At 42.9% G+C, this 26,109-nt stretch carries 23 protein-coding genes and 1 riboswitch (1 of these 24 cut by a window edge); of the genes, 9 read left to right on the plus strand and 14 right to left on the minus strand.

The genetic code is table 11. The features are described from left to right. The 4 genes from nadA to secA all read right to left on the minus strand — a co-directional run. A protein-coding gene (nadA, locus tag AC0VYT_RS12110) for a quinolinate synthase NadA (RefSeq protein WP_005018554.1) crosses the window boundary here: on the minus strand, positions 1-621 show its 5' portion. Its footprint begins 444 nt before the window's first position; 621 of the gene's 1,065 nt are visible here — the first part of the coding sequence; the start codon lies at positions 619-621; the stop codon falls past the left edge of the window. Positions 622-761: 140 nt separating this feature from the next. Continuing rightward, a complete protein-coding gene (gene argJ / locus AC0VYT_RS12115; RefSeq protein WP_005018550.1) occupies positions 762-1,982 on the minus strand; it encodes a bifunctional glutamate N-acetyltransferase/amino-acid acetyltransferase ArgJ in 1,221 nt (406 codons plus the stop codon). 164 nt (positions 1,983-2,146) lie between these two features. After that, positions 2,147-2,506 carry a hypothetical protein gene (locus tag AC0VYT_RS12120; RefSeq protein WP_034430268.1) on the minus strand — a complete coding sequence of 120 codons (360 nt, stop codon included), beginning with the start codon at positions 2,504-2,506 and terminating at the stop codon, positions 2,147-2,149. Between the two features lie 134 nt (positions 2,507-2,640). Further along, on the minus strand, positions 2,641-5,370 hold the full coding sequence (gene secA, locus AC0VYT_RS12125) for a preprotein translocase subunit SecA (RefSeq protein ID WP_005018545.1): 2,730 nt from the start codon (positions 5,368-5,370) through the stop codon (positions 2,641-2,643). Between the two features lie 339 nt (positions 5,371-5,709). On the opposite strand from secA, the gene AC0VYT_RS12130 reads away from it, so the two are divergent. Both AC0VYT_RS12130 and AC0VYT_RS12135 read left to right on the plus strand, forming a co-directional pair. Next, positions 5,710-6,351: a peroxiredoxin gene (locus AC0VYT_RS12130; RefSeq protein WP_005018543.1), complete on the plus strand. Its 642-nt coding sequence runs from the start codon at positions 5,710-5,712 to the stop codon at positions 6,349-6,351. Between the two features lie 283 nt (positions 6,352-6,634). Beyond that, the gene (locus tag AC0VYT_RS12135) at positions 6,635-7,039 is read left to right on the plus strand and encodes a dual specificity protein phosphatase family protein (protein WP_005018541.1); all 405 of its coding nucleotides are present in this window, start codon (positions 6,635-6,637) and stop codon (positions 7,037-7,039) included. An 8-nt stretch (positions 7,040-7,047) separates the two neighbouring features. Here the strand turns inward: AC0VYT_RS12135 and AC0VYT_RS12140 are convergent, their stop codons facing one another. Genes AC0VYT_RS12140 through trpA form a run of 4 tightly spaced genes read right to left on the minus strand, consistent with a single transcriptional unit; the run spans position 7,048 to position 11,022 of the window. Next, positions 7,048-8,055 carry an SPOR domain-containing protein gene (locus AC0VYT_RS12140; RefSeq protein WP_005404783.1) on the minus strand — a complete coding sequence of 336 codons (1,008 nt, stop codon included), beginning with the start codon at positions 8,053-8,055 and terminating at the stop codon, positions 7,048-7,050. Beyond that, entirely contained in the window at positions 8,046-9,329 is a 1,284-nt protein-coding gene (gene folC, locus AC0VYT_RS12145; RefSeq protein WP_005018524.1) for a bifunctional tetrahydrofolate synthase/dihydrofolate synthase, read from the minus strand. Before folC ends, AC0VYT_RS12140 begins: the two co-directional genes overlap by 10 nt. Further along, a complete protein-coding gene (gene accD / locus AC0VYT_RS12150) occupies positions 9,326-10,222 on the minus strand; it encodes an acetyl-CoA carboxylase, carboxyltransferase subunit beta (protein ID WP_005018522.1) in 897 nt (298 codons plus the stop codon). The genes folC and accD overlap by 4 nt, the downstream gene beginning before the upstream one ends. Continuing rightward, positions 10,219-11,022 (minus strand): tryptophan synthase subunit alpha, encoded by an 804-nt coding sequence (gene trpA, locus AC0VYT_RS12155; RefSeq protein ID WP_005018521.1) that lies wholly within the window; start codon positions 11,020-11,022, stop codon positions 10,219-10,221. The genes accD and trpA overlap by 4 nt, the downstream gene beginning before the upstream one ends. Positions 11,023-11,375: 353 nt before the next feature. Here trpA and AC0VYT_RS12160 point away from each other — a divergent pair, with 353 nt between their 5' ends. Next, complete coding sequence (locus AC0VYT_RS12160) at positions 11,376-12,707, plus strand: Na+/H+ antiporter NhaC family protein (RefSeq protein WP_005018520.1); 1,332 nt, start codon at positions 11,376-11,378, stop codon at positions 12,705-12,707. 41 nt (positions 12,708-12,748) lie between these two features. Here the strand turns inward: AC0VYT_RS12160 and AC0VYT_RS12165 are convergent, their stop codons facing one another. Then, a complete protein-coding gene (locus tag AC0VYT_RS12165) occupies positions 12,749-13,774 on the minus strand; it encodes an AraC family transcriptional regulator (protein ID WP_005404782.1) in 1,026 nt (341 codons plus the stop codon). A 126-nt stretch (positions 13,775-13,900) separates the two neighbouring features. Here AC0VYT_RS12165 and AC0VYT_RS12170 point away from each other — a divergent pair, with 126 nt between their 5' ends. After that, complete coding sequence (locus AC0VYT_RS12170; RefSeq protein WP_005018518.1) at positions 13,901-14,779, plus strand: metal-dependent hydrolase; 879 nt, start codon at positions 13,901-13,903, stop codon at positions 14,777-14,779. 74 nt (positions 14,780-14,853) lie between these two features. Here the strand turns inward: AC0VYT_RS12170 and AC0VYT_RS12175 are convergent, their stop codons facing one another. The 4 genes from AC0VYT_RS12175 to AC0VYT_RS12190 form a co-directional block, all read right to left on the minus strand. Beyond that, positions 14,854-15,849 (minus strand): DUF2804 domain-containing protein, encoded by a 996-nt coding sequence (locus AC0VYT_RS12175; protein ID WP_005018509.1) that lies wholly within the window; start codon positions 15,847-15,849, stop codon positions 14,854-14,856. A 255-nt stretch (positions 15,850-16,104) separates the two neighbouring features. Beyond that, positions 16,105-16,614, minus strand: a complete 510-nt coding sequence (locus AC0VYT_RS12180; RefSeq protein WP_005018507.1) for a DUF1543 domain-containing protein — start codon at positions 16,612-16,614, stop codon at positions 16,105-16,107. Positions 16,615-16,879: 265 nt separating this feature from the next. Then, a complete protein-coding gene (gene trpB, locus AC0VYT_RS12185; protein WP_005018505.1) occupies positions 16,880-18,109 on the minus strand; it encodes a tryptophan synthase subunit beta in 1,230 nt (409 codons plus the stop codon). Then, positions 18,093-18,734 (minus strand): phosphoribosylanthranilate isomerase, encoded by a 642-nt coding sequence (locus AC0VYT_RS12190; RefSeq protein ID WP_005018498.1) that lies wholly within the window; start codon positions 18,732-18,734, stop codon positions 18,093-18,095. The genes trpB and AC0VYT_RS12190 overlap by 17 nt, the downstream gene beginning before the upstream one ends. Before the next feature lie 145 nt (positions 18,735-18,879). Then, positions 18,880-19,084, plus strand: a riboswitch (cobalamin riboswitch). A 39-nt stretch (positions 19,085-19,123) separates the two neighbouring features. Here AC0VYT_RS12190 and AC0VYT_RS12195 point away from each other — a divergent pair. The 3 genes from AC0VYT_RS12195 to AC0VYT_RS12205 all read left to right on the plus strand — a co-directional run bounded on the left by AC0VYT_RS12195 (position 19,124) and on the right by AC0VYT_RS12205 (position 22,377). After that, a complete protein-coding gene (locus AC0VYT_RS12195) occupies positions 19,124-20,941 on the plus strand; it encodes a TonB-dependent receptor plug domain-containing protein (RefSeq protein ID WP_005018496.1) in 1,818 nt (605 codons plus the stop codon). A 99-nt stretch (positions 20,942-21,040) separates the two neighbouring features. Beyond that, complete coding sequence (locus AC0VYT_RS12200; protein ID WP_005018493.1) at positions 21,041-21,619, plus strand: cob(I)yrinic acid a,c-diamide adenosyltransferase; 579 nt, start codon at positions 21,041-21,043, stop codon at positions 21,617-21,619. Between the two features lie 44 nt (positions 21,620-21,663). After that, positions 21,664-22,377, plus strand: coding sequence for a glycerophosphodiester phosphodiesterase (locus AC0VYT_RS12205; protein ID WP_005018491.1), 714 nt, complete (start codon positions 21,664-21,666; stop codon positions 22,375-22,377). A gap of 9 nt (positions 22,378-22,386) precedes the next feature. On the opposite strand, the gene AC0VYT_RS12210 is transcribed toward AC0VYT_RS12205, so the two are convergent. Beyond that, the gene (locus AC0VYT_RS12210) at positions 22,387-22,920 is read right to left on the minus strand and encodes an META domain-containing protein (RefSeq protein ID WP_005018488.1); all 534 of its coding nucleotides are present in this window, start codon (positions 22,918-22,920) and stop codon (positions 22,387-22,389) included. A gap of 196 nt (positions 22,921-23,116) precedes the next feature. On the opposite strand from AC0VYT_RS12210, the gene AC0VYT_RS12215 reads away from it, so the two are divergent. Together AC0VYT_RS12215 and AC0VYT_RS12220 are read left to right on the plus strand one after the other, a co-directional pair. Next, positions 23,117-24,280, plus strand: a complete 1,164-nt coding sequence (locus tag AC0VYT_RS12215; protein WP_005018486.1) for an acyl-CoA desaturase — start codon at positions 23,117-23,119, stop codon at positions 24,278-24,280. Positions 24,281-24,453: 173 nt separating this feature from the next. Then, positions 24,454-25,896 (plus strand): protein adenylyltransferase SelO, encoded by a 1,443-nt coding sequence (locus AC0VYT_RS12220; RefSeq protein WP_005018484.1) that lies wholly within the window; start codon positions 24,454-24,456, stop codon positions 25,894-25,896. The last annotated feature ends 213 nt before the right edge of the window (positions 25,897-26,109 follow it).

The raw sequence follows: 26,109 nt of genomic DNA on the forward strand, positions 1-26,109 counted from the left end.
CCCATCCCAGAGCAACATATTTGCACCGGTTTTCTTCTGGATATAACGACCAAGATGCTGATCAGGTGCCCAGATGATTTTCTCACCCAAGCTATCTAGATGCTCAATAATTTCAACTGCACAGCTTGAAGTCACTACCCAGTCAGCACGTGCTTTGACCGCAGCTGAAGTGTTGGCATATACCACAACAGTATGGTCAGGGTGTTCATCGCAAAACCGCGTAAACGCATCTTCAGGGCAACCTAGATCCAGTGAACAGGTAGCTTCCAGTGTAGGCATGAGCACAGTTTTTTCTGGTGAAAGAATTTTAGCTGTCTCACCCATAAATTTTACACCGGCTACTACCAAGGTAGAAGCAGCATGATCACGACCAAAACGTGCCATTTCTAGTGAATCGGATACGCAGCCGCCTGTCAGTTCAGCCAGTTCTTGAACTTCAGGATCGCAATAGTAATGTGCAACCAATACAGCATCACGCTTGTTCAGTTCGGCCCTGATCTGTTCAAATTTTTCCTGTTTCACTTGTTCAGTCAGGGAAGTACTTTTGGGTTCCCCTAAACGGTCCAAATGCGCCTGCACAATATTTTTTGCTTCATTGGCAATTAATGTCGCATCAGTCATAACCATGCCTTCTCTGTTTTTACTGCTAGCCTTTTCGCTGGCATTTGATCCATCATCTCAACCGTATTAAACATACAGTTGATAAAAACCTTTATTTTAGAAAAAAGCCCCCACATGGAGGGCTTTTTTTATTCATGATATTAAGAACGATAATCTGCATTAATCTTGACATAATCATAAGACAGATCGCAGGTATAAACCGTATCTTTCGCCTCGCCACGGCCTAAATCAACACGAATTGTAATTTCCTGTTGCGCCATCACTTCTGCTCCGGCTTCTTCGGTATAGTCAGCAGCAGCTCCGCCATCCTTACAAATCTGGATATCATCCAGCCAGACCTGAATTTTTTCTACATCCAGGTTTTTAACACCTGCATAGCCAATCGCGGCCAGAATCCGTCCCCAGTTCGGATCAGATGCGAAGAAAGCCGTTTTTACCAAAGGTGAATGAGCGATACTATAGGCAACGTCACAACATTCTTGGGTATCTGCCCCGCCTTCGACCGCCACAGTCATAAACTTGGTTGCCCCTTCTCCATCACGAATGATGAGTTGGGCCAGCCGTTTCATGATGCGGGTTAAGACCTCAAGTACAGTTTGATAGCGCTCATCTTCCAGACTGGTAATTTCTGCTCCGCCAGCCTGACCGGTAGTCACCAAAATACATGAATCATTGGTTGATGTATCGCCATCAATAGTAATGCGGTTGAAGGACTGTTCCACAGTAGTTTTCAACAGATGCTGTACCAGCTCACAACTAATAGGTACATCAGTGGCAATGAACCCCAGCATAGTCGCCATGTTGGGCCGGATCATACCTGCACCTTTAGAAATACCAGTCATGCTGTAGGTAATACCATCAAGTTCGAACTGTTCCGATGCACCTTTAGGTGTAGTATCGGTGGTCATTATTCCACTTGCTGCATCCAGCCACGCATCTGCTTTCAAACTATCAAGTGCAGGCTGCAAGCCTGTAAGTAAACGCTGCATTGGTAACTGCTCACCAATGACGCCTGTAGAAAAGGGCAGCACTTCAGATGTCTGAACACCAGCTAATTCGGCAAGCTTGTTACAGGTCTCTAGCGCATTTTGCATCCCCAGCTTACCAGTACCGGCATTGGCATTACCTGTATTAATCACCAGGTAACGGGCATTACTTTTTAAAAGATGCGCTTTAGAGATATGCACTGGCGCAGCACAAAAAGCATTTTGGGTAAATACACCCGCAACATTTGACCCTTCTGCAAATTCAAAAATAACCAGATCTCGTCGGTTCGGATAACGTATATATGCTTCAGTTGAACCAATTTTTACGCCTTGCACCACATGCATTTGTGGCATTGATACGTCACCCACAGTCATTTTTGAATTTCCAGTGATATGGTTATTGAAAACACAACAGCTTAGTGCAAATTTTTCTAAAAATCGAGAGACTCTAAATGAAATGGTGATTTTTATATTAAGCTTTATTAAATACATACAAAAAAGCCGAATAGAATCCGGCTTTTAATATGTGAATCATAAAATTAATTTGAAGCAAGAGCTGTTTCTGTACCTAGAAGTGACTGTTTGGCCTGTTCCTGACTGGCAGCCGATAATGCAGGATTTGACGCTACAATGCGGTTCACTGTAACGTTATTTACTGCTGCAATAGCCGCTGTTCTCAAAATAATCGGGCGTTCAGTAGCTTTCATGGTATAGCGAATACCTGTACGAGGACTGATCAGGGTAATGGTATCATTTTTTAATTCAGCCTGAGCCGTAGCTGTTCCTTGGGCAGTTTGTACTTGCGCAAGCGTAGCTTGACTTGAGTGACCCGTTTCGGCAAAAGCTAGAGTAGGTAAAGCGAGCGTAGCAGTCACTAAAAGGTTGAGTACTTTTTTCATATTTTTCCAGTTTTTCAACTCATCATAAGCAAGTAAATAACATTTAAATGCAGCATCTGCAATCGAATACATAATATGTAACACCTTGTAAAAAGCAGAACCGAAGTTCTGCTTTAAGATTAGCGTACTAATGTTTAGATTTTACCATGACACTGTTTATACTTCAGGCCTGAACCACACGGACAAGGAGCATTACGACTTGCTGGCGGAGTAATATTCCCCTGAGCTGGACGTGAACGCTCTGGTACAGATGAAGTCTCTTCATGAGTTACTTCACCTGTTAGGCCATCTACTTCATCATGAGCAAAGTTTAACTGCATAGATTCCGCTTGTGCCTGTTGCTGTGCTTCCATTTCTGCCAGCTCTTCAGCAGTCGGCACATGTACACGTGACAGATCTGTTACCACGTCAGCTTTAATGGTACCCAACATATTTACAAACAGGTTAAAGGCTTCTTTCTTATATTCCTGTTCAGGGTTTTTCTGGGCATAGCCACGTAAGTGAATACCTTGTCGCAGATAATCCATTGCCGCAAGATGCTCTTTCCAGTGACGGTCTAGTGAACTGAGCAGGAAATGACGTTCTAGCATTGCTGCCGACTCAGTACCCATCTGTTCACGGCGGGCCCGGTAACGGTTAATGACTTCATCCGTAATTCGTGCAACCAAACCTTCTTCATCCAGTCGGCGGTCTTCTTCCAGCCATTGCTGAATTGGCAGATCAATTCCTAAATCTGTACGCAATGCATTTTCCAGACCATCAATATCCCACTGATCATGAATCGATTCAGGGGGTACAAAATTACCGATCAGTCCCTGCATGACATCGCGATGCATCTCTTCAATATAATCTTGCAGACTATTTTCTGCGAGAATATCGTCACGCTGAGAATAAATAATCTTACGCTGCTCATTGTTAACATCATCATATTTGAGCAGGTTTTTACGAATATCAAAGTTACGTGCTTCTACCTTGCGCTGCGCATTTTCAATAGAGCGCGATACCATTTTATGCTCGATTGCTTCATCTTCTTGCAATCCCATAGCACGCATCATTGCCACTACACGGTCACCTGCAAAGATACGCATCAGATCATCTTCTAGTGACAGATAAAAACGTGACACGCCCGGGTCACCCTGACGTCCGGCACGACCACGCAGCTGGTTATCAATACGGCGTGATTCGTGACGCTCGGAACCAATAATATGCAGACCGCCGGCATTTAGTACCATTTCATGGTACTGGTCCCACTCTGCTTTGAGCCGTATTTCATCTTCTGCTGTCGGGTTTTCAAGTTTTGCCAGTTTGGCTTTCCAGTTACCACCAAGCAAAATGTCTGTACCACGGCCTGCCATATTGGTAGCAATGGTAACAGCATTTGGTGAACCCGCCTGCGCAATGATATCCGCTTCACGCTCATGCTGCTTAGCGTTTAGAACTTCGTGATGAATACCTGCCTGCGTTAATTTCTCAGACAGAATTTCACTGGCTTCAATGGTAGCGGTACCAATCAGAATTGGTGCTACACCAGCTTCACGAATATTTCGGATCTCTCCGATAATGGCATTATATTTACCATTACGATTCAGATAGATTAAATCATTGAGATCTTTACGGATCATTGGGCGGTGAGTTGGAATAATCACCACATCCAGACCATAAATTTCTTTCATCTCCGCAGCTTCAGTATCAGCTGTACCGGTCATACCGGAAAGTTTTTGATACAGACGGAAATAGTTCTGGAAAGTCGTGGTTGCCAGTGTCTGGTTTTCCGGCTGAATCTCCAAGCCTTCTTTAGCTTCTACTGCCTGATGCAGGCCTTCTGACCAGCGGCGTCCCGGCATGGTACGGCCAGTATTCTCATCAACAATAATTACTTCACCATCATTGATGATGTAATGTACATTTCGCTGATACAGGTAATGTGCACGGATCGCAGCAGTAATATGATGTACCAGGTTCAGGTTTGCTGCGGAGTAAAGGCTTTCACCTTCTGCCAGCAAGCCCATCTGGATTAGTTCCTGCTCTACCGTTTCATAACCAATTTCAGTCATCTCTACTGAGCGCTGTTTTTCATCGATCCAAAAATGACCGCCATCGGCCACTTTTTCTTCTTTTTGTGGACGCAGTTTTGGTGGAATCGTATTAATTGCTGCATAAAGCTGTGACGAGTCTTCACTCTGACCAGAAATAATCAGTGGTGTACGTGCTTCATCAATCAGAATTGAGTCAACTTCATCGATAATGGCATACACCAGACCACGCTGTTTTTTCTCTTGCAGCGAGAACACCATGTTGTCACGCAGATAGTCAAAGCCAAACTCGTTGTTGGTTCCGTAAGTAATATCAGCTTTATAAGCTTCAGATTTCTCTACCGGATTCTGCATCGAATAGATGACACCAATCGACAAGCCGAGAAACTCGAATAAAGGACGGTTTAACTCAGCATCACGCTGCGCCAGATAGTCATTGACAGTAATAACATGCACGCCCTGACTGCTGATGGCATTAAGATAACATGCCAGTGTTCCCATCAGGGTCTTACCCTCACCAGTACGCATCTCGGCAATCTTGCCTTCATGCAGGGTAATACCACCGATCAGCTGCACATCATAATGACGCATGCCCATTACACGCTTTGCAGCTTCACGACAGACAGCAAAAGCCTCTGGCAGAAGGTTATCTAACGTTTCACCCTTATTATAACGTTGTTTGAATTCTTGGGTTTTTGCAGATAAGTCTGCATCATTTAAGGTAGATATGGTCGGCTCGAGCGCATTGATCTTCTCGACAATTTTCTGCATCCGCTTGAGTTCGCGCTCATTTTTTGTACCGAAGATACCTCCGATCAGACTTGCCAACATGTAATAGACTCTCTAAATCTTGCTTGTCAAATGGTAATTTTTTCTCAGTCGTTATTATGATGCCAGAATTTACAAGTACAAGGGCTTTGCACAAAACCTGTAAAAAAAATTGTTGAATGGCTTTCATATCGCTGCACGAAAATGCTGCTAATTTAGCAAACTTACAACAGTTTCACCTAGCACAGAAAAGAGTTTTCCATCAGAATTACTGATGAAAATTAAAATATTCATATACAAAATTTTCATAATAAAATATGTAAACAGTGGTTCTCAATACTAAAGATCTGTTCCATATTATATAAAGATTATACTTACCAATCAGAATTAGAGGCAATAATCATGACATTACGCCTAGGCGATACCGCACCGAATTTCCAGCAGCAGTCTAGTGAAGGAATTATTGATTTTTATGAATTTCTTGGAGATAGCTGGGGGATTCTGTTTTCACATCCTGCCGACTATACTCCGGTCTGTACCACTGAACTGGGCTATACTGCAAAGCTTAAAGACGAGTTTGAACGCCGCGGAGTAAAAGCGATTGCTTTATCTGTAGATGATGTGGAATCACATAAAGGCTGGATCAATGACATTAATGAGACCCAGAACACTACAGTAAATTTTCCGATTATTGCAGATCAGGATCGCAAGGTTTCCGAACTTTATGGTTTCCTGCATCCGAATGCCAGTGAAACTACAACTGTCCGCTCTCTGGTCATTATCGATCCGAATAAAAAAGTACGTTTGATTATTACCTATCCTGCATCTACTGGTCGTAATTTTAATGAAATCCTGCGCGTTGTAGATTCATTACAACTTACCGACAATCACAAAGTCGCTACTCCAGCAAACTGGCAACAAGGTGAAGATGTTGTGATTGTTCCATCTCTTCAGGATGAAACCGAACTGAAAGAACGTTTCCCAAAGGGTTATAAGGCGGTTAAACCTTATCTACGCTTAACTCCACAACCTGATAAAGACTAAATTTAATCTGTTTATATTCTCTTAGGCCTATCTCTTGCAGATAGGCTTTTTTGTTATAAATGGCTACTTAATTTAAAGAAGAGCAGGATGATGATAGAAAATAGATACATTCTCACAGGTCTATACAGCAGCGTGTTGATAGTCAATGGATGCATGACTGCTCCTGCCCTCCCTGCCCGACCATCAGCGGCCTGAGCACTGGGGCAACCAGCTTTCAGCAGCACATAATTTTTATCGGGTCAGTTCATGGGTTTACCGTAGCGAACAGCCCAGTTCCGGTTTATTGCCTTTATTAAAACAGAAAAATATCAAGACTGTAATTAATCTGCGTACACACGATCGGGATAGCAGTATTTTAGAGGGAGAGAATATTCAAGTCATACATCTGCCCATTCGCACCTGGGCAATGAACCGTGAACACTTGTTGGGAATCATGCAATATCTAAAGCAAGCTCAACACTCTGGACAAAAGGTACTGATTCATTGCTATCACGGCTCAGACCGTACTGGTGCCAGTATTGCAATGTACCGTATTGTATTTGAAAACTGGAGCACAGAGCAGGCTTTACTTGAAATGAAGCATGGGGGTTATGGTTACCATGTTATCTGGAAGAATATAGAGCGACTCTTTAGTACAGAAAATATTCAATGGACCCGGCAACAGCTGCAGAGTCCAGAACAAAAATAATGATAGGATTAGCGTTTATCGAGTGGTACCCAGTCAATAACCCAAGCAGATTTCATATTCAGGCTGGCATCATTAACAATTTTTTTACGTGCTTCATCTGCCGTGTCCCGGTCTTTAGCTGGTCCGACCATAATCCGGATTCCTTTAGAAGTTGGGCTACGGGTAACTTTATAGCCTTTAGCACGTAATTTGGAGACAATGGCGTCTGCATTAGCTTCATTAGCTGCCAGAGCCACCTGGACCATCCACTGCCGGTCATCATCTCCTTCCTCCAGTAATTTACGAGCTTTTTCAGCTTCGGCTTTTTTCTTGGCCTCTTCCTGAGATTTTTTCCTTTCAGCTTCAGCTTTTAAGTTTTTTTCCTCGGCAGCTTTTTTCTCTGCTGCTTTACGTTTTTGCTCTTCTTGGGCCTTTTTCTCTGCCGCCGCTTTGCGTTCTGCCTCAGCTTTTTGTTTGGCCTCTAGCTCACTGCGCTTTTTTTCAACCACCTGACGCTCAGCTTCCTGCTTGCGCTGAGCTTCCTTCTTCTGAGCTTCTGACTGCTGTGCGTTCAGAGTATTCTGTGGTTTATTTTGTGTATTAGGTGCTGATTTAGCTTTCTCATCAACCAGTTCAGGTGGAATATTATCTGAACTTTCCTGATTTCCATTACGCAAGGCATTTAACGTTGCATATTCCTCAGCAGCTTTTCTTGCAGCCTCTGCTTCGGCCTGTTGTTGCATTTGTAAAAATTCTGCAGCACGTGCTTCCTGTTCGGCAACTGCTCTCTCACGCGCACGACGTTGCTCCTCAAGCAGACGCTTTTCAGTTTCGACATCTACAGCTAAAGGTTGTAGCTGAACCAGATCTTGGTTAGCAGGATTTTTACGTTGTTGTTGTACTTGTTCAGTTGGGGGAACCTGAACATGTTTTTGGTCAATTTCTTCTTTACCCTTTAAGAGTAATGCTGCCAATAAAACACCACCACCTAATAAAACAACGCCTCCCATCCAGCGCTGTTTGCTATTCATTGACATTCTTCCAGATACTCCCAAACCGCTTCTAAGGTATGAAACGAACCGCAAACCAAAATCAGCTGGTGCTGTTGAGCTTCGGCCACTGCCGAGTGAAATGCTTCTTGCACACTGCTGAACTGTTTAACTGTCTCTTCCTGTAATGCAAAGCCAAGCTGCTCCAAAGAAGCTGCACGCGGTACGGTTAACGGGGCAATATTCCAACTTAAAACAGCAGGTTTGAGTATATCCACCACGGTTTCAATATCTTTATCTGCCAACATTGAAAAGACAGTTATAATTTCCGTGTATTGTTTATTGTATTCCAGAAATTTTCGCAATTGCTTTAACAAAAATTCTACACCATGAGGATTATGTCCTGCATCTAAAATTATAGTGCGATCCTGCAATTTACGTATTTCAAAACGCCCCGACAGGCGAGCTTTTTGAATTCCCTGAGCAATAGCAGTTTGAGTAACATCAAGGCCACTCAGCAGAACTGCCGCAACAGCCAGCGCAATATTTTCCAGTGCCAGTGAGCCGACTGGCAATTTCACGGTCAGGCCCGATGAAGCAAAAAACCAGTACTGTCCATCTTCACTATATTTAAAGAAATAATCCCGATTAGCGGTATATAGCGTTGCCTGCGAACTTTCGGCTTTTGTCTGGATGGCTTGAGGCAGAGTCTGTAAACCACCAAATACTACAGGAATACCGGGACGGATAATCCCGGCCTTTTCATAGGCAATTTTTTCAATAGTATCACCTAACCAGTCAGTATGATCGAGTCCAATATTGGTAATGACAGCAATATCCGGATCAACCACATTAACCACATCGAGGCGTCCACCCAACCCGACTTCTAGTACCCAGACATCACATTGCTGCTGCTTAAAGATGACAAAAGCGGCCAGTGTAGTGGCTTCAAAAAAAGACAGGCTCAGTCCACATTCACGGCGGGCCTGATCTACAGCTACAAACGCATTGATCAGGGTCTGGTCATCAACTTCCTGACCAGCCAGTTTGACCCGTTCATTAAAACGGTAAATATGAGGAGATTGATATAAACCCACCTTATAACCCTGCGCGTTGAGAATTGCGGCCAGAGTGGTGGTGGTTGATCCCTTGCCATTGGTACCAGCGACAGTAAATACCTTGGCAATAGGTTGGGTGACTTCCAGTTTTTCAGCAACAGGGATGACCCGTTCAAGACCTAAATCAATCCCTGTAACGTGAACATGGCTCCAATAATCGAGCCATGTGTTTAATGTATCGGTTGCATATGGAGCATTGTTCAAGGCAAGTTCATCAGTTTAGCTACAATGCGATATACAGTATCACGTAATGCATGACGGTGGACAATCTGATCGACTACACCATGATCAAGCAAGTATTCAGCACGTTGGAACGGCTCTTCAAGCTTTTCTCGAACAGTTTGCTCAATAACGCGTTTACCGGCAAAACCAATCATGGCTTTAGGCTCAGCAATATGTACATCGCCCAGCATAGCTAGAGATGCAGTAACACCACCATATACTGGATGAGTCAAGACCACAACATAAGGTAAACCGGCATCCTTAAGTCGCTGGATCGCTGCAGAAGTACGAGCCATCTGCATAAGAGACAACATCCCTTCTTGCATACGGGCACCACCTGAAGCTGCAAAACAGATCAGCGGCTGACGTTGTGCGATTGCTCGCTCAGCGGCCTGCACAAAGCGGTCGCCCACAACCGTACCCATGGAACCGCCCATAAAATCAAACTCAAAAGCACAAGCCACTAGCGGAAGATTTTTAAGCGTACCCTGCATGACAATCAGAGCTTCACTTTCACCGGTCTTATCCTGTGCTTCACGCATACGCTCCGGATAAGGACGACTGTCGACGAAATGTAATGGATCTTTAGCAGTAAATTCCTGGCCAAGTTCAGCTGTGACCTGATCCAGGAACCAAGTCAGGCGTTCGCGGGCTTTCATACGCAAATGTTCATCACATTGTGGACAAACATACGCATTAAAAGACATAGCCGTACGTGTAACCAGGGCATGACATTCCGGGCACTCAATAGTTGGCTCGGTAAAGGTGGCTTTTAAAGCCTGCTGTTCGTCAGGTACCTCAATACCCGGAACTGAACGTTCCGTCCATGGTGTTGGTGTACTAAGGATTTTCCCTGGTTTCACTTCTTGATTCATACTGATTCATCGAGCGCTGCTCGAAGCTCCTTGACTTTATTGACCGTTTGCTCAACGGCTTGTTCTGGGGCCAAAGTTGCAAAAGTTTTTACAAAAGCGCTTCCCACAATTACTGCATCTGCCACACTGCCCATTGCTTTTGCAGAAGCCGCATCGCTAATTCCAAAGCCTACTCCGACTGGAACATCGGTGGCTTTTTTGATTTTTTCGATACGTTCTGCAGCTGCAGCAACATCCAGACTGGCAGCTCCAGTTACACCTTTGAGCGACACATAATAAATAAAGCCACTAGCCTGTTTTACTACGTGCTGAATACGCTGGTCGGTTGAGGTCGGAGCAAGTAGGAAGATCTGATCCATCTCATGCTGTTTCAGGATCGTCACCAGACGATCAGATTCTTCAGGCGGCAAGTCGACTAGCAATATGCCATCTACACCACAAGCTTTGGCTGTTGAAACAAACTGCTCATAGCCAATTACTTCGACCGGATTCAGATAACCCATAAGTACGACCGGTGTTTCCTGATCTGTCTCACGGAATTCTTTTACCATATTCAGTGCATCTAGCGTATTGGTTCCGCCTGCCAGTGCCCGCTCTGCAGCCAAAGCAATGACTGGACCATCTGCCATTGGATCTGAAAATGGCAACCCGAGTTCAATTACGTCTACCCCTGCTTCCACCATGCGATGTAACAGCGGGACTGTTACATGCGGTACTGGATCACCAGCCATCACATAAGAAACCAAAGCTTTACGCTGTTGTGATTTAAGCTGCTCAAAACGGGTGGCTAAACGTGACATAGGGTTGTGCATTCCTTGAATCATTGAAAACTGAGAATTTGGTTTTGTAGAAATACAAGACGCTGCATTGTAACGCTATTTTTTACTCAATAGATAGAGCAAGCAAGCAGCGCATTGTGGCGATCTATTCCAGAACAACCCGAGGTCTACATTTATCAATATTTTCGTTTTTTTCTCAATGATCAAAGCTTCCTATTTTTGGGCTGTCTGAAATGAACTTAAATGAGTTAGACCTAATTTTTACAGCCTTTATTTTTTATATTTTGCAGTTTTCCTGCACGGTTGTTTAAATTTACTGAAATATTGAAACCTGCCTTATACTATAAGGGTTTTCTTATTCTCTCTTATACTTTATGACCTCCGATCTTTCTAGCAAGGTGCAGGCTCGCGTGCTTGCACTGCTTCCGCTTATTGTATTTTTGGCCATCTTTTTAGGCAGTGGTATTTACCATTCAATTATCGGAACCGAATTTGCCTTTTATCAAGTTAAAGCTCCTGTTGCAGCCCTCCCAGCGATTATTCTTGCATTGCTGATCTATCGCGGCCAGATTAATGAAGCTATTGAAGAATTTCTAAAAGGTGCCAGTCATCCGAACCTGATTCTCATGTTCATGGTGTTTATGTTTGCAGGAGCTTTTGCCAGTGTTTCCAGTACTATTGGCAGCGTAGATGCAACCGTACAGCTCGGACTTTCTATTATTCCGCCTTCTTTTGTTTTACCCATGCTGTTTATTATTTCAGCTTTTATCGCTACGGCGATGGGCACCTCAATGGGAACAATTGCTGCCTGTGCACCCATTGCTTTTGGATTTGCCCAAGTTACCGATATTGAAGTGGTTTACGCCATTGGTGCAGTGGTAGGTGGCGCAATGTTCGGTGATAACCTTTCAATGATTTCAGATACTACGATTGCCGCTACCCGTAGTCAGAATGTTGAATTGCGCGATAAGTTCCGGGTGAATGTCTGGATTGCCGTCCCCGCTTCGGTAATTACTTTGATAATCTATATTCTAACCACGCATGACTCCCAGACCATTGAGCATACTTCTTATAATTTATGGCTCATTTTACCGTATCTGGCTGTTTTCATGCTGGCTTTCAGCCGTTTGCATGTTTTGGTTACTTTAGGTACAGGAATTTTGCTTTCAGGTCTTATCGGTTTGTTTGTACAGCCTGAATTTAATCTGTTGAAGCTAAACACTGCAATATATAACGGTTTTGTCGGCATGTTTGAAGTTGCCTTGCTGTCTATGTTTTTAGGCGGTTTGTCTGCAATCATGCAAAAGGAAGGTGGACTGCAATGGCTGATTGAGCGGATCTATAGCGTTACGCGTCTATTCAGGGTTAGCCGTGAACGGGCCGGTGAACTGGGGGTCAGTTTTCTGGTAGTTTTCTCCAATCTGTTTGTGGCAAATAATACCGTAGCAATTATCCTTTCAGGTGACATGGCACGTGAAGTCAGCAAAGAATATGGACTTGATCCAAAACGTGTGGCTGCTCTAATGGATATTTTTTCTTGTGTTGTTCAGGGTCTGATTCCTTATGGAGCTCAATTGCTATTGGCCTGCTCCATTGCCAAACTGTCGCCTGTTGAGCTGCTTGGCCATATTTATTACTGCTGGGTCTTGGCAATTTTTGCCATCCTGTCCATTCTGTTCCATTATCCACGCCTGAAAACAGTCTGAATCAGCCTATATTGTAAACAGTTATTATTATATAGATGGCCTCATTGCTGTGCTCTACGAAATGCCAGCAGTGTAGAGCCTCTCACCCGTTTATAGGCACGTACTAATGCTGACTGGTCTGAATAGCCCAGTTGCTCAGCAATCCGGTTTAGACTTTCATTTTGTACCAGTAATAGCTCACAGCGCTTCATCGTCTGTAGATCTACAATTTCCTTAAAGGAAGTATTCTGCTTTTTTAAGGCACGCTGCAGACTTCGCACAGACAGATGCAACTCGTCTGCAATCCATTCCAGTAAAGGTGCCCGTTGCTGCTGTTTCAGATATTCACCTACAATCCAGTGAATTTGCTGGGTAAGATCCTGCGCTGTCGCTTTAGAGGCCAGCGCTTCTTCTGCCTGCCTGACCAGCAACTGTATAAGGGTAGAATCTGCCTGATATGGCCGGCTGTTTAAACTTTCCCGTGCAAAGGTAATAGCATAATAAGGCTGCTGAAACTTTAGCGTACACTGAAAAAACTTCTGGTAATTCAGTAAGGAAACTTTTGGAAAATGGACAAACTCCACAGCCTGTAAAAAAAGCTGCTGTTCAGGGATGATCTGACGGGCCAAATGTACCATTGCAGCCAGAGTCAGTTCGCATAATACCGTCATCTGCTCATCAACCAAAGGCCAATAGAGGCGGATTTTGTTTTTATATTCGGTAATATGCAGAGGTAATGCCTGCTCACTGTCAATCACTAAACGATGAAACCGCATCACGTATTGAATTGCCTGTGCCAAGGTAGCGCTGTTGGAAGCCATATAGCCTAGTACACCGAAATTTGCCGGGCTAATACAGTAAGCCATATCGAGTACCAGATTCGGAAGCGACCACTGTTGCCGGCTTACCTCAATCAAATCAAGAAAAAACTGCATGTCTGACTGGGTATCAATCGGCAGACTTAAAATATGCTCAAGCTGTTGCTGCTGTTCAGCAGATAAGTCCAGCTGGCGCCAGTTCAGGCTTTTGCTCTGCAAGCAGGTTTTCCATAAATGGAAATAACCATTTGATATTTTGAATACTGACATGTGCAGCTTAATCCATTAACTGTCCTGCTGTCGTAAAAAGTATAAAAATTGGCAAGAACTGTCAAAACAAAAGCGATAAAGCCCGACATACTGAACAGTATAAATGGCTATATGAAGTAAAATAATATGAATGCAGTAGTCCAGTATCAAGCCCGTCCGGTGGTGCGCTCTCACCTGAATTTCAAACTGAATGAAATACCACGTTTCTGGTTTGGCGGTGATCCGTTTATTACCCGTATGTTTGATGCATTAAGTCTGACCTTCCCTGATGGTGAGCGTTATTTTATTCAGAGTGTACGCCTGTTCCGTGATCAGATTACTGACCCTGAGCTGAAGAACCGGGTGGCTGATTTTATCCGTCAGGAAGCACAGCATGGAATTGCCCATGATCAGATGAACCAGCTCATGAAAGCACAGGGTATGCCCGTAGATCAGTTTATTCAGCGTTTAACCAGAATTTTCAAATTTGAACTCGAGCAGCGTTCTCCTGAATATAATATTGCCATGACTGCTGCTGCCGAGCATCTCACCGCGTTAATGGCCGAGACTTTTTTTGCATACAAATCAACTTTAAAAGATGCGCATCCCTATGTCCGTGCTCTGTTTGCCTGGCATGCTATTGAAGAAATGGAACATCGTGATGTTGCATTTGATGTCATGCATGACATCGCCAATGTGCCAGAAATGACCCGTAAATTTACTTTAGCGTGGACTACTGGCCTGATGTTTGGTTTTACTCTTTATCGTGCCAACGTCATGTTAAGGCATGACGGCTTTTCTGCCTGGCAACGCTTGCAGATGAATGTTCGGGGTTTACCCTGGTTTTTTGGCCGTCACGGTACATTAACACGTATGGGCAAACAGTACCGGGACTGGTTTAAAAAAGACTTTCATCCCAGTCAGCATCCTATTATTGCGCAATATGATGTATGGATAAAAACACTAGAAGAAACGGGTGATCCGGTTCTGGCAGGAGAGGCTTTCTGGCAGGCAGCGCAAGACTGAAGCTATATATAAAAAATGGAAAGGCTGAGTCATCTTGGCCTTTTCATTTTTGAGTCACTATAAATAAGCGAACATTACCATTTTGCATAGTGCTGTTCTAATAAGCCATGTTCAAATAGAAGTTCTATAGTTTCATTCTCTTCAGTCCGAATTGTTCCACTTATTTTTGCCTGCCATTGGCTAAACTGGCTTCCTACCATTCGTAAATTAATACTTTCATAGCGACGCCAGCTGGTCTGGACCACCAGATTTAAACGCTGATCTAATGCGCGGATACTCCAGCTTTTGTCATCAATCGGTTCAAATAATACATCACTTAAAGCAAAAAGCTCACCATTAATCCAGAGCGAGTTTTCATTACCAAAGCTTTCATTCACCCCAGAGGCTAGATTCAATCCAATTCGCCGTTTTTTAGCATCCCAGAAATTGCATGACAGCCAGTACCAGGCAGTTTCCGGCCTTAGAAAACCACAGGTGTCATCCAGGGAAGCAAAACTGGTTTCATTAAACTGAATGGTCTGTTTCTGTTTATTAACAAAATAACCTTCTACGGCCAAGGTGGTCAGTTTCTGGGTATAAGTCCACCCATTGATTCCATTTGGACTACACAAACTCAAGGGCTGGGTACCGGCACAAAACATTCGTGCACTTAATTTAACTTCGCCATGTCTGGTTATACGGATATAACGCACCCCATTGGCATGCTGGATTTCAATTGCGAAGGGTGATTTGTAGAAATGACTCTGATTATAAAGTGGTTGCTCGTCCAGATGGGTTCTATAGCCAAAAGGCTGGATTGCATTCCACTGCTGCACCTGCTCATTTGCATGATCATAAATATAGAAAAAAGCATGGCCGGCCCAGCCAATATCAACAATTGCCAGACCAATTGAATAATGTTCATGCTGAATACTACAGAATTTAAACTTTTTATATTTTAGCTTTTTACGCCAGCCTTGAAGGACCTCCCCATAGGGTGTTTTATACTCGTACTGGTCAAGGCTGATACTACTCGGCAATTGAGAAAATCGCCCATAACGCGGCTGTCCATTTGCCTGAATCAAATCCATTTTATTTCCCCTGCTCCCAAACCTAAGCTATATCAGCTTATTCAAGCTTTTAAAAATTATAATCTGCCTACCAAGATCATTTTACTCTCTATATTTCCCTTTATTTTTTTTGCTCATTTAAACAGCTTAAGGAGGCTCTTCCATAAATTTCAAAACAATATAGAAAAAACACTGTTCAAGTATTAAACAGTTGGGTTTAACAGTCAATTATGCTTTTCCAGAAAATATCCAGAACTTCTTTTACCAATTTTTTGATTAAATGGTTAGATAGGTATTTTCCCAACAATTACCAAAAAAATTACCTTCTATCAATTGTATGTAACGGCCATAAACCTGATCAATGGCAATACAGTCATCAATATCTAATACGCGGTCTGTATGCTGTTTTTTCCAATGGCTGGCAAAATACTGCTTCCCCCGCTGTTTGGCTATCATATGGTTCTGTGCTACGACCAGTACATAACGATGAAGTTCCCCAAATTCCTGCGCATCGTAACCGCCAAGGTTAATTAAATAGAGTTTCTGTTCAGAAGCCTGAGGCTGAGCTTGGGTAAAATGGATCTGATAATTCTTTTCTTCAAACGTTATACCATTGATTTTAGCCCATGCATCTATGTGCAGGCCTTTCTGTTCTCCAAACCACGACTGCTTAAGTTGGGGGTAAACTTCTTCAAGTGTATCCCCGACTGCCAGCACCACATCATGTACTTCAGTATTGGCACGTGCATGTCGTCCGCCAAGCATAACAATAAATAGACTAGGCATTGATACTCCTGTCAAAATATCTATAGATGAGCTGTATTGGCCATAATTTTATCCTGTCTTGATAAAATCGGACCAACCAGAAAAAGATCTTATATTTTTAGCAATCAATCATTGAAATACCAAGTTATATTAATAGCCATTCTACTTATAAATATTTTTAATATTCTAAAATTGATAAAAGCATTAATTGATCTGATAAATAAAAAAAATCGTGCTGGAGTTTAATCCAGCACGAGCTATTTTAGGTGTAAGAAAAAAAAGAGAATTACATCTCAACCATTTCTACACCGTCAATACGGGCAACAGTCATCAGGTCTTTGTCACCACGTCCTGATACGGTTGCAATGATAATCTGGTCTTTTGACATGGTCGGTGCCAGCTTGGAAACGTAAGCCATGGCATGTGAGCTTTCCAGTGCAGGAATGATTCCTTCAATCTGGGTCAGATCACGAAAACCTTGCAAGGCTTCTGTATCATTGATGGGCACATAATTCACACGTTTCATGTCTTTTAGAAAACTGTGTTCCGGCCCTACTCCCGGATAATCCAGACCTGCCGAAATAGAATGGGTTTCAATAATCTGGCCCTGTGCATCTGACATCAAATAAGTACGGTTACCATGCAATACACCAACATGACCAGCATTCAATGGCGCTGAATGTTTGCCTGTCTCGATACCGTGTCCTGCGGCCTCTACACCATACATCTGGACATTTTCATCATTTAAAAACGGATAAAATAGTCCCATAGCATTAGAGCCGCCTCCTACACAGGCAACCAGTGCATCGGGTAAACGTCCGGCCTGCTCCTGAATTTGACGACGGGCTTCACGGCCAATAATCGACTGAAAGTCACGAACCAGTTGTGGATATGGATGCGGACCCGCTACTGTACCAATTACATAATAAGTAGAATCGACATTGGTAACCCAGTCACGCATGGCTTCATTCATGGCATCTTTGAGTGTCTTAGAGCCACTTTCTACCGGTACTACAGTCGCGCCCAGCAAACGCATACGGTACACGTTCATGGCCTGTCGTTTAACGTCTTCTGCGCCCATATAAACGATACATTCCATTCCCAGACGTGCTGCAATTGTAGCGGTAGCTACTCCATGCTGACCGGCGCCAGTTTCTGCAATAATCCGTCTTTTACCAGAAAGCTTAGCAAGCAGAGCCTGTCCGATCGTGTTATTCACCTTATGAGAGCCGGTATGATTCAAGTCTTCACGTTTCAGATAAATCTGTGCACCGCCTAATTCTTTTGACCATCGCTCAGCATAATATAAAGGACTAGGACGACCTACATAGTAGGCAAGATCACGGTCGAATTCTGCCAGAAACTGCTCATCATTTTTCATGCGGTTATATAGATTTTCTAAATCTTCTAAAGCCGCCATCAGCGTTTCTGACACAAAACGTCCGCCATGGATACCAAAATGCCCACGGGCATCTGGGTACCGGGTGTAGTCAATCACATTATTTTGCTGATCCACGTTGGACTCCTTGCATAAATCGTTCAATGAGTTGCTGGTCTTTAATACCTTTTGCGGACTCTACGCCTCCGCTGACATCTACCGCAAATGCTCCAGTAGTCTGAATAGCTTCTTCAATATTTTCAGGCGTTAAACCGCCTGCCAAGATTAAAGGTACATCGATTTTAGGAAATTTTGACCAGTCAAACTGGTGTCCTGTACCACCTTTAAGTACAGGATGCCAGGCATCCAGTAATACAGCACTTGCACCTGCCTGCTGATAATGACTGATCTGGGCCAATATATCCAGATCAGGTTTGACCTGAATTGCTTTATACCAGCGCCGTTTAGCCTGCTCTGCAATATTCTGACACTGTTCAGGCGTTTCATCACCATGAAACTGAAGCACATCTAATGGAATGTCATACAGTACCTGACAGACTTCACTTGCAGTAGCATTAACAAATAATCCAACAATCTGGACATAAGCAGGTATATGTTTTATCAGATTTTTAGCCTGTACGATATTGACATATCGGGGGCTTGGTGCATAAAACACCAGCCCGATAGCATCTGCACCCGCATCTACAGCGGCCTGAATATCAGAAGTTCGGGTAATTCCACAAATTTTAGCACGGGTACGCATACAATTCTGGCTCTTAGACTGCCTGGTTTATAGTTCATCTATAAATATGACGGGCCGTTCATTGTAATGCAATTTTTTTGGCTTGCGTAAAGTTCATCCTGAATATTCTTGATATGGATTGTTTAATTGACAGGCAAACTTTATACTGCGCGCGATTGCAACAAGTCTAGCTTAGAGCTTTAGGGAAGTTGGTGCAAATCCAACACTGCCCCCGCAACGGTAAAATGAACCGCATATTATTTAAGTTTTAACTTACGCCACTGCATAAAGTGTGGGAAGGCGAATATGCCAATATTGCAAAGCAATATTTATATTTGAGTCCGGAGACCTGCTTGTTGCGCCTGTCAACTCAATCATTCACGGGGGGTGAATGTATGGAGCATAAAGTCATGTCTATTTTATTTCAACCTACCCGTCTGGTAGGGGCTATCGCTATTGCGATGGGGTGTTCTCCTGCCATTTTTGCTGAAGATACAACGATATCGGCTCAACTTGACCCAATTGTAGTAACTGCGTCAAAAAGTGCTGAAAAAGCAAGTGAAGTACCTGCTCGAATTACGATTATTGAACCTGAGGTTCTTGAACAGTCACCCATTGCATCTCTACCACAATTATTACAGACAGATGCTGCTATCAATATGGTACAAAGCGGAGGTTATGGACAAATAGCTTCAATTTTCTTACGTGGCGGCAAATCAGATCAAGCTCTTATATTAAGAGACGGAGTTCGTCTAAATTCAGCAACTTCTGGCACGGCATCACTCGCATTTATTGACACAACAGATATTCAGCAGATTGAAGTACTAAAAGGACCAGCCTCTGTTTTATACGGTACTGATGCAATTTCTGGTGTTGTACAACTAATTTCAAAAACACCTGAAAAAACCTCAGCTTTTATTACGGGTGAAATTGGTGAAGATAAAACATATAAGTCTGTTATTGGTGCTGATCTAGTAGAGAATGATTTTTATGCACAAATTCGTGGCCAACGTCTAGAAACTGATGGGACACCTATAAAAGATATAAAAAATGCTCCTAATGCCTCATTTGATCAAAAAGGTTATAGTGCAAAGATAGGGGTTGATAAAGAAAATTATGCTGCTTCTGTTGATTATAGCGAAAATGAAGGCTATAGCGATTATGACAATTATGGGAACCTAATTTCTCAAGATTTTAAAAATGAAATTATTAATGTTAAAGGTCGTATAAATATTCTTGAGAATCTAGCGTTAAACGCACGTATCTCTCAATTTAAAGATGATATTGATCAAAATAGTTCTTCAGATTATGTACATAGCAAAACCCAAGAAGCTGAAATTTATAGCCAATGGGGCTTCACACCAAATCAAAAATTATTGCTGGGTGTAACACATCGAAACATTGATGGGGATGTCATTTCATATGGCACGCCATATCAGGAAGATGTTAATTCGACAGGCTATTATATTCAACATAAATATGATCAGGCAGGATTAAATACACAGGTTGGCCTTCGTGTTGAAGACAATGAGAAATTCGGCACACACACTGTTGCTCAAGGTTCTGTTCGTTACCAAGTTCTACCATTAACCAGTGTTTATGGAAATATTGGTTCAGCCTTTAAAGCGCCTACACTTAATGACATGTATGCTTATGGTGGAAATCCTGACTTAAAACCAGAAGAAAGCCTTTCATATGAAATCGGTCTAGATCAGAAACTAGCTTATAATATTTCAACTGGTTTATCTCTCTATATCACCCAGGTTGATAATCTTATTGACTTTGATGGTATTCTCAATCAGATGAGAAACCTTGATAAAGCGAAAATGGAAGGTAGTGAGCTTTATGTGAAATGGCAAGGTAAAAACTTATTTACAAATTTAAGCTACAATTATGTCCGTGCCAAGAATAAGAACAATGATGAAGATTTAAGCCGTCGTCCGCGTCAAAATATTGCTTTAACAGCAGGCTGGAGGGATGAACATTACATCTTCTCAACTACGATGCTTGCAAATGGACATTATGATAATAGTGCCTTTGACGATGTCCAAATCCCGGGCCATTTCCGTGTAGATATTCATGGACAATATCAAATCAATAACCATATAAATATTTTTACTAACATTCAAAACGTTAGTGATTCAAAATATCGTACAGCATATGGCAGTGGGAGTTATTATATTAATGGCGGCCGCCTAGCATCAGCTGGTGTTACATTCCGTTATTAATATTTGAACTCTAAAAAATATATTTAAAACAGCGCACTTTATGGATAATGTTCTGACCGGCATTATCCTTTTTTATTGCTTACAGTTTAAGGAAAACTTATGGGCCACCGTTTAAGTAAAATTTATACCCGTACAGGCGACTCAGGTACTACCGGCCTTGGAGATGGCTCACGCGTCGCCAAGGATGATCTGCGTATAGACGCTTTAGGGGATGTGGATGAATTGAATGCATGTATAGGCGTCTTACGTGCACAAATTGCAGTGAGTACAATCAAAGACAAAAGCTGCTGGGATAAATCTCTGAGTTTAATTCAACACTGGCTGTTCGACTTAGGGGGTGAAGTCTGTATTCCAAATTTCAACCTGCTACAACCAGTTTCAGTCGAATTTCTTGAAAAGGAAATTGACCGGATGAATGAAGATCTACCGATGTTAAAGGACTTTATCTTACCGGCAGGCACTTTAGCCTGTAGTTATGCCCATCAGGCACGTGCTGTTTGCCGTCGTGCCGAGCGCAGCCTGATGTCTGTACATAGCCGTGACCAGAATATCCAACCAACGTCCTTACAACTTCTGAACCGTTTATCGGACTGGTTGTTCGTGGCTTCACGTGCCTTGCAACGGGCTGAGGGTGGCAATGAGGTTCTGTGGCAAAAAAATATAAATGACACAATTTAGGTTTATAATATTCAGTTAAGTTCAAAACTCGTTCGAGTTGTTTCATGAAAATTATTGGCCATCGTGGTGCCCGTGGTGAAGCTCCTGAAAATACACTAGGGGGCTTCCAGTATTTACGTGATTTGGGAGTCCGTGCTGTCGAGTTTGATGTACGGCAGCTCAAGGATAACTGTCTTACTGTTATTCATGATGATAACTTTCTGAGAACCGCAGGCTTACCTCACCCCCTGTATGAATGTGTTGAAAGTGATCTGGTACGTTATGACCACCGGCATCAGTGGGCCAACTGGCCTAAAACGGAAAACACGCCAAAATTACAGCAGGTGCTTAGTCTGGTAAATGACTTTGAGCATATTGAAGTTGAGATTAAACCGGTTACTACACTTCCAGAAGCAGAAAAACTGACACTGAGCCTAGAACAACAGCTACAGGGTCTGGAGCAACAGGTTACTATCACCAGCTTTGATGAAAAAGTCTTAAGTAGCTTGCAGCAGCAACGCAGCAGATTTAAACGCGGCCTTCTGGTAGAAGATGATATTAAAAGCAAGGCAATCGAAAAAGCCCATCATTTAGGCTGCTCGCATATTGGCTGGATGGACCAGTTGGCTACTCCTGAAATGATTCAACTGTCTCATTTAGCTCAACTGAATATTAGTGTTTGGACAGTCAACAGTATTGAGCGGGCAAAAGCCCTGCGTGATGCAGGTGTACAAGGTCTTATTACCGACATTCCCAAAACCATGCAGAGCCAGCTTTAAACCAGTCGACTAGTTTTTCTCGGCCTGAATCAGAATCTGGCCAGCCCGGTCCTGCAAATACAGCTGCTTATTATTCAGCTGGAAACGGCTGATCCGCTCTAAAGCATCAGCCAGATCAGCTTCCTGTGCCAGTGCCTGATCACAACTCTGATGTCCTACCTTAGCAGTCAAGTTCAGGGTTTTCTGGGTTGTATTAATGTCATAATGCCCAAAGACAGTATTACACCCTGTATGTCCGGTCACGGTTCTTGATACAGAGTTTAAACGGATAAAAGGTATTTGATTGAAAAATTTAGCTGGCTGGCTTTTAATTCTGACAATACGCCAATTTACATCCTGAACACCGTCACGGCTGAGCTGCTTAGATGACGCTTGAGTCACTACTTTTTGTTTTGAGACTGGGCGGGTTTCTAGAGAAGTGGAAGGTTGTGATGACTGGCAGCCTGCAAGCCCAATCAAGAATATTAAACTGCCTGTAAGAACGCTAAGCCTTAGATTCAAAAAGTTATATTTTTTAAACGCTTTATCAGTATATTTCTTCATATTGTACTCTCCTGCTTACGCGTGAAAAACAAACATTCATTCTGTTACGGTTTAAGGTGTACAAGCGTACAATAATACTAGTGAACAGCTGTACTCACATGTTAAGATGCGGGTCTTATGGCTATTTTTGACAAAAAATAGCTGCGCTGTTTCGTTTTTGCCTTTGTTGCAAAGGCTTGTAGGAGCGTTACTGGAGATGAATAATCCTCCCCTAACCAAAGCCCCAATTAACTGGACCGCCAGTATTACTCTACTTGGGACTCCCATTGCTGCCGCTGTTCTGATTCCGCTTTATGCGTATCATCATGATTTTAGCTTAAGTGCATGGCTCAGCTTATTTTTCTTGTTAGCATTTAGTAGCTTAAGTATTACTGCAGGTTACCATCGGTTATGGGCGCACCGTGCCTATGAAGCCTCCCTGCCTTTAAAAATCCTCCTGATGATTGGTGGAACGTTTGCAGTACAAAATAGTATTTTATACTGGGCTTCTGGCCACCGTACCCATCATCGTCATGTTGATGATGTAGAAGAAGATCCATATTCCATCAATAATGGTTTCTGGTATGCCCACTTGGGCTGGATGATTCGTGACTATCCGGCTGCAGCACCTAACTATAAAAATGCACCAGACCTCTTAAATGACAAACTGGTTATGTTTCAGCACAAGTACTATGTACCGCTGGTAATTGCTGTACATGTTGCAATTCTGGGCGGGATTGGCTGGGCAGTAGGTGATATCTGGGGAGTAGTTCTACTGGGTGGGTTATTACGTCTGGTTCTAAGTCATCATGTGACTTTCTTTATTAACTCTCTCTGTCATATGTGGGGCAAACGTCCCTATACAGATGAAAATACAGCACGTGATAACTTCTGGCTGGCAATTGCTACCTGGGGTGAGGGTTATCATAACTATCACCACATTTTCCAGTACGACTATCGTAATGGTGTAAAGTGGTGGCAATACGACCCTACCAAGTGGCTCATCTGGAGCTGTTCAAAACTGGGACTTGCTAAAAATCTGCGCCGTATACCAAGCTTTAATATCAAGAAAGCTGAACTGGCAATGAAGTTTAAATATGCTGAACAAGATCTTGCTATCTACGGTCATGATGTGAATACAGATATCAGTACTGTTAAACAGCGGCTTGCTCAGGAATACGAAGCTTTTACTCATACCTTAAATGACTGGGCTAAACTCAAGGAACAGGAGCTTCATGCCAAGAAAGCTGCTGTAGCAGAAAAAATCCACCAGATGGATAACCGCCTAAAAGGTGAATTCCAGCAGGTAGAGGAGCGTCTGGCTCATCACCGTAAATCGTTAGAAGAAGTTATGCGTGGCCTGAAAAAACAGACCACCTGATTTTTAAAACTTTAAAAAAGGCTAAAACCGGAAATGGGTTTTAGCCTTTTTTCTTTTAAAGCAGTTATGTTTTTAAGGTATTTGTATCCAATTCTTATCACGCCTTAACTAGTGCTAGGCAGGAACAGTAAATTTGTTATAGTAAATCTATATTTTTATTTGTCTGGTACCTTATGCAGTTTAATCCAAGATATTCTTCCCTCGACTCCCGACTTTATCATCAGCAACAGCCTGTACCATTACGAGGTGCCAAGCCGGGTCACTTTAACTTGCATCTGGCGGAAGAGTTGCAATGGACTGAAGAAGAAAAACAAAACTGGGTTGAAATTTGCAGCGGACAAAGAACGTTTCAGGAATGTGCGCCCTTAGCCATGGTTTATGCAGGCCATCAGTTTGGGCAGTGGGCCGGACAACTTGGAGATGGCCGCGGCCTGCTGATTGCACAGGTACTTGACCGACAAGGCCAGACGATTGACCTTCACCTTAAGGGTGCAGGACCTACCCCCTATTCACGCATGGGTGACGGCCGGGCGGTATTGCGTTCGGTAATCCGTGAATACCTGGCTGGTCATGCACTTAATGCCTTAGGTGTGCCATCTAGCAATGCCCTAGGTTTCACCAGTTCCACCCAGAATATACAGCGTGAGACATTGGAACCAGGTGCCATGCTATTGCGAACTGCTGATAGCCATATCCGCTTCGGACATTTTGAGTGGATTAACCAGTATGCTCCAGAGTTACTTAGAGATTTCACATATAAATGTATCGAATGGCATTATCCGGATTGTCTGAAAACACAATTACCTGTACTGGCGTTTGCTGAAGAAGTGATTAAAAGAACTGCCAGCATGATTGCCAAGTGGCAATTGGTTGGTTTTGCCCATGGGGTGATGAATACCGATAATCTTAATATTACTGGCTCAACTCTTGATTTTGGTCCTTATGGCTTTATGGAGCGTTTCCGCCCGGGCTGGATCAATAACCACTCGGATTATCAGGGGCGCTATAGTTACCAGAACCAGCCAAGTATTGCTCACTGGAACTTATGGATCTGGTTAAATAACCTTATTCCTTTGGCTGAAGAAACCGACAAGGAACAATTCAAGGAAGAACTTGCCAAATGTCTGGAACAGTTTGAACCGACCTTTTTGGAACAGTATCAATTTGGTTTATGTCAGAAAATGGGCTTACCCGAATTCCATAAAGACAGTATGGAATGTGGTATGGTCTTCTTAAGAATTCTGCAAAGTGAACAGTTGGACTACACTCACAGTTTTATCCGCTTACAGCAAAAGGAATATAAGGCTCTTCGTGATGACTGTCTCGATATCCGGCAGTTTGATACCTTCTTGACCCTGTATCAGCAAATCCGTGAGCATCAGGATACAGATAAGCTGGATCAGGCCATGCAACAGGTTAATCCTCGCTATATTCTGCGTAATCATATGGCACAAAAAGCGATTGAACTGGCAGAACAGGATGACTTTTCTGAAGTAGACCGTTTATTCACCTTACTCAGTCAGCCGTTTATTTTTCAGCCAGAGACCGAGAAACCGGAAGACCTGGCGCCTCTACCAAGTGATATACCCGAAATTATGGTTAGCTGCTCTTCATAGCTGAAACTGTAAATGTGTGGATAAGATACATTTTATCCACACATCTAATCCGGTTAGAGCCAACTAATTAGAAAAAATACAGGAAATTATAAGTATTTTTTCAGCAACTACTTCTCTAAAAACAATTTATCTAATGTGTTTTATAAGAAATAGAGTATTTGTGGTATAAAGACAAGAGAATAATATATGGCTAGCAGACTTATCATATTCTGC

This window comes from Acinetobacter sp. QJM3NY_42 (genome assembly GCF_056173745.1).

Bases quoted from the DNA above. Each gene is read 5' to 3' on its own strand.
- AC0VYT_RS12195 (WP_005018496.1), top strand. From the start codon at position 19,124: ATGTCTATTTTATTTCAACCTACCCGTCTGGTAGGGGCTATCGCTATT.
- AC0VYT_RS12165 (WP_005404782.1), bottom strand. From the start codon at position 13,774: ATGTCAGTATTCAAAATATCAAATGGTTATTTCCATTTATGGAAAACC.
- AC0VYT_RS12210 (WP_005018488.1), bottom strand. From the start codon at position 22,920: ATGAAGAAATATACTGATAAAGCGTTTAAAAAATATAACTTTTTGAAT.
- AC0VYT_RS12170 (WP_005018518.1), top strand. From the start codon at position 13,901: ATGAATGCAGTAGTCCAGTATCAAGCCCGTCCGGTGGTGCGCTCTCAC.
- AC0VYT_RS12120 (WP_034430268.1), bottom strand. From the start codon at position 2,506: ATGAAAAAAGTACTCAACCTTTTAGTGACTGCTACGCTCGCTTTACCT.
- AC0VYT_RS12220 (WP_005018484.1), top strand. From the start codon at position 24,454: ATGCAGTTTAATCCAAGATATTCTTCCCTCGACTCCCGACTTTATCAT.
- AC0VYT_RS12140 (WP_005404783.1), bottom strand. From the start codon at position 8,055: ATGTCAATGAATAGCAAACAGCGCTGGATGGGAGGCGTTGTTTTATTA.
- AC0VYT_RS12190 (WP_005018498.1), bottom strand. From the start codon at position 18,734: ATGCGTACCCGTGCTAAAATTTGTGGAATTACCCGAACTTCTGATATT.
- AC0VYT_RS12175 (WP_005018509.1), bottom strand. From the start codon at position 15,849: ATGGATTTGATTCAGGCAAATGGACAGCCGCGTTATGGGCGATTTTCT.
- AC0VYT_RS12200 (WP_005018493.1), top strand. From the start codon at position 21,041: ATGGGCCACCGTTTAAGTAAAATTTATACCCGTACAGGCGACTCAGGT.
- AC0VYT_RS12130 (WP_005018543.1), top strand. From the start codon at position 5,710: ATGACATTACGCCTAGGCGATACCGCACCGAATTTCCAGCAGCAGTCT.
- trpA (WP_005018521.1), bottom strand. From the start codon at position 11,022: ATGTCACGTTTAGCCACCCGTTTTGAGCAGCTTAAATCACAACAGCGT.
- argJ (WP_005018550.1), bottom strand. From the start codon at position 1,982: ATGACTGTGGGTGACGTATCAATGCCACAAATGCATGTGGTGCAAGGC.
- secA (WP_005018545.1), bottom strand. From the start codon at position 5,370: ATGTTGGCAAGTCTGATCGGAGGTATCTTCGGTACAAAAAATGAGCGC.
- AC0VYT_RS12160 (WP_005018520.1), top strand. From the start codon at position 11,376: ATGACCTCCGATCTTTCTAGCAAGGTGCAGGCTCGCGTGCTTGCACTG.
- AC0VYT_RS12205 (WP_005018491.1), top strand. From the start codon at position 21,664: ATGAAAATTATTGGCCATCGTGGTGCCCGTGGTGAAGCTCCTGAAAAT.
- AC0VYT_RS12215 (WP_005018486.1), top strand. From the start codon at position 23,117: ATGAATAATCCTCCCCTAACCAAAGCCCCAATTAACTGGACCGCCAGT.
- AC0VYT_RS12180 (WP_005018507.1), bottom strand. From the start codon at position 16,614: ATGCCTAGTCTATTTATTGTTATGCTTGGCGGACGACATGCACGTGCC.
- accD (WP_005018522.1), bottom strand. From the start codon at position 10,222: ATGAATCAAGAAGTGAAACCAGGGAAAATCCTTAGTACACCAACACCA.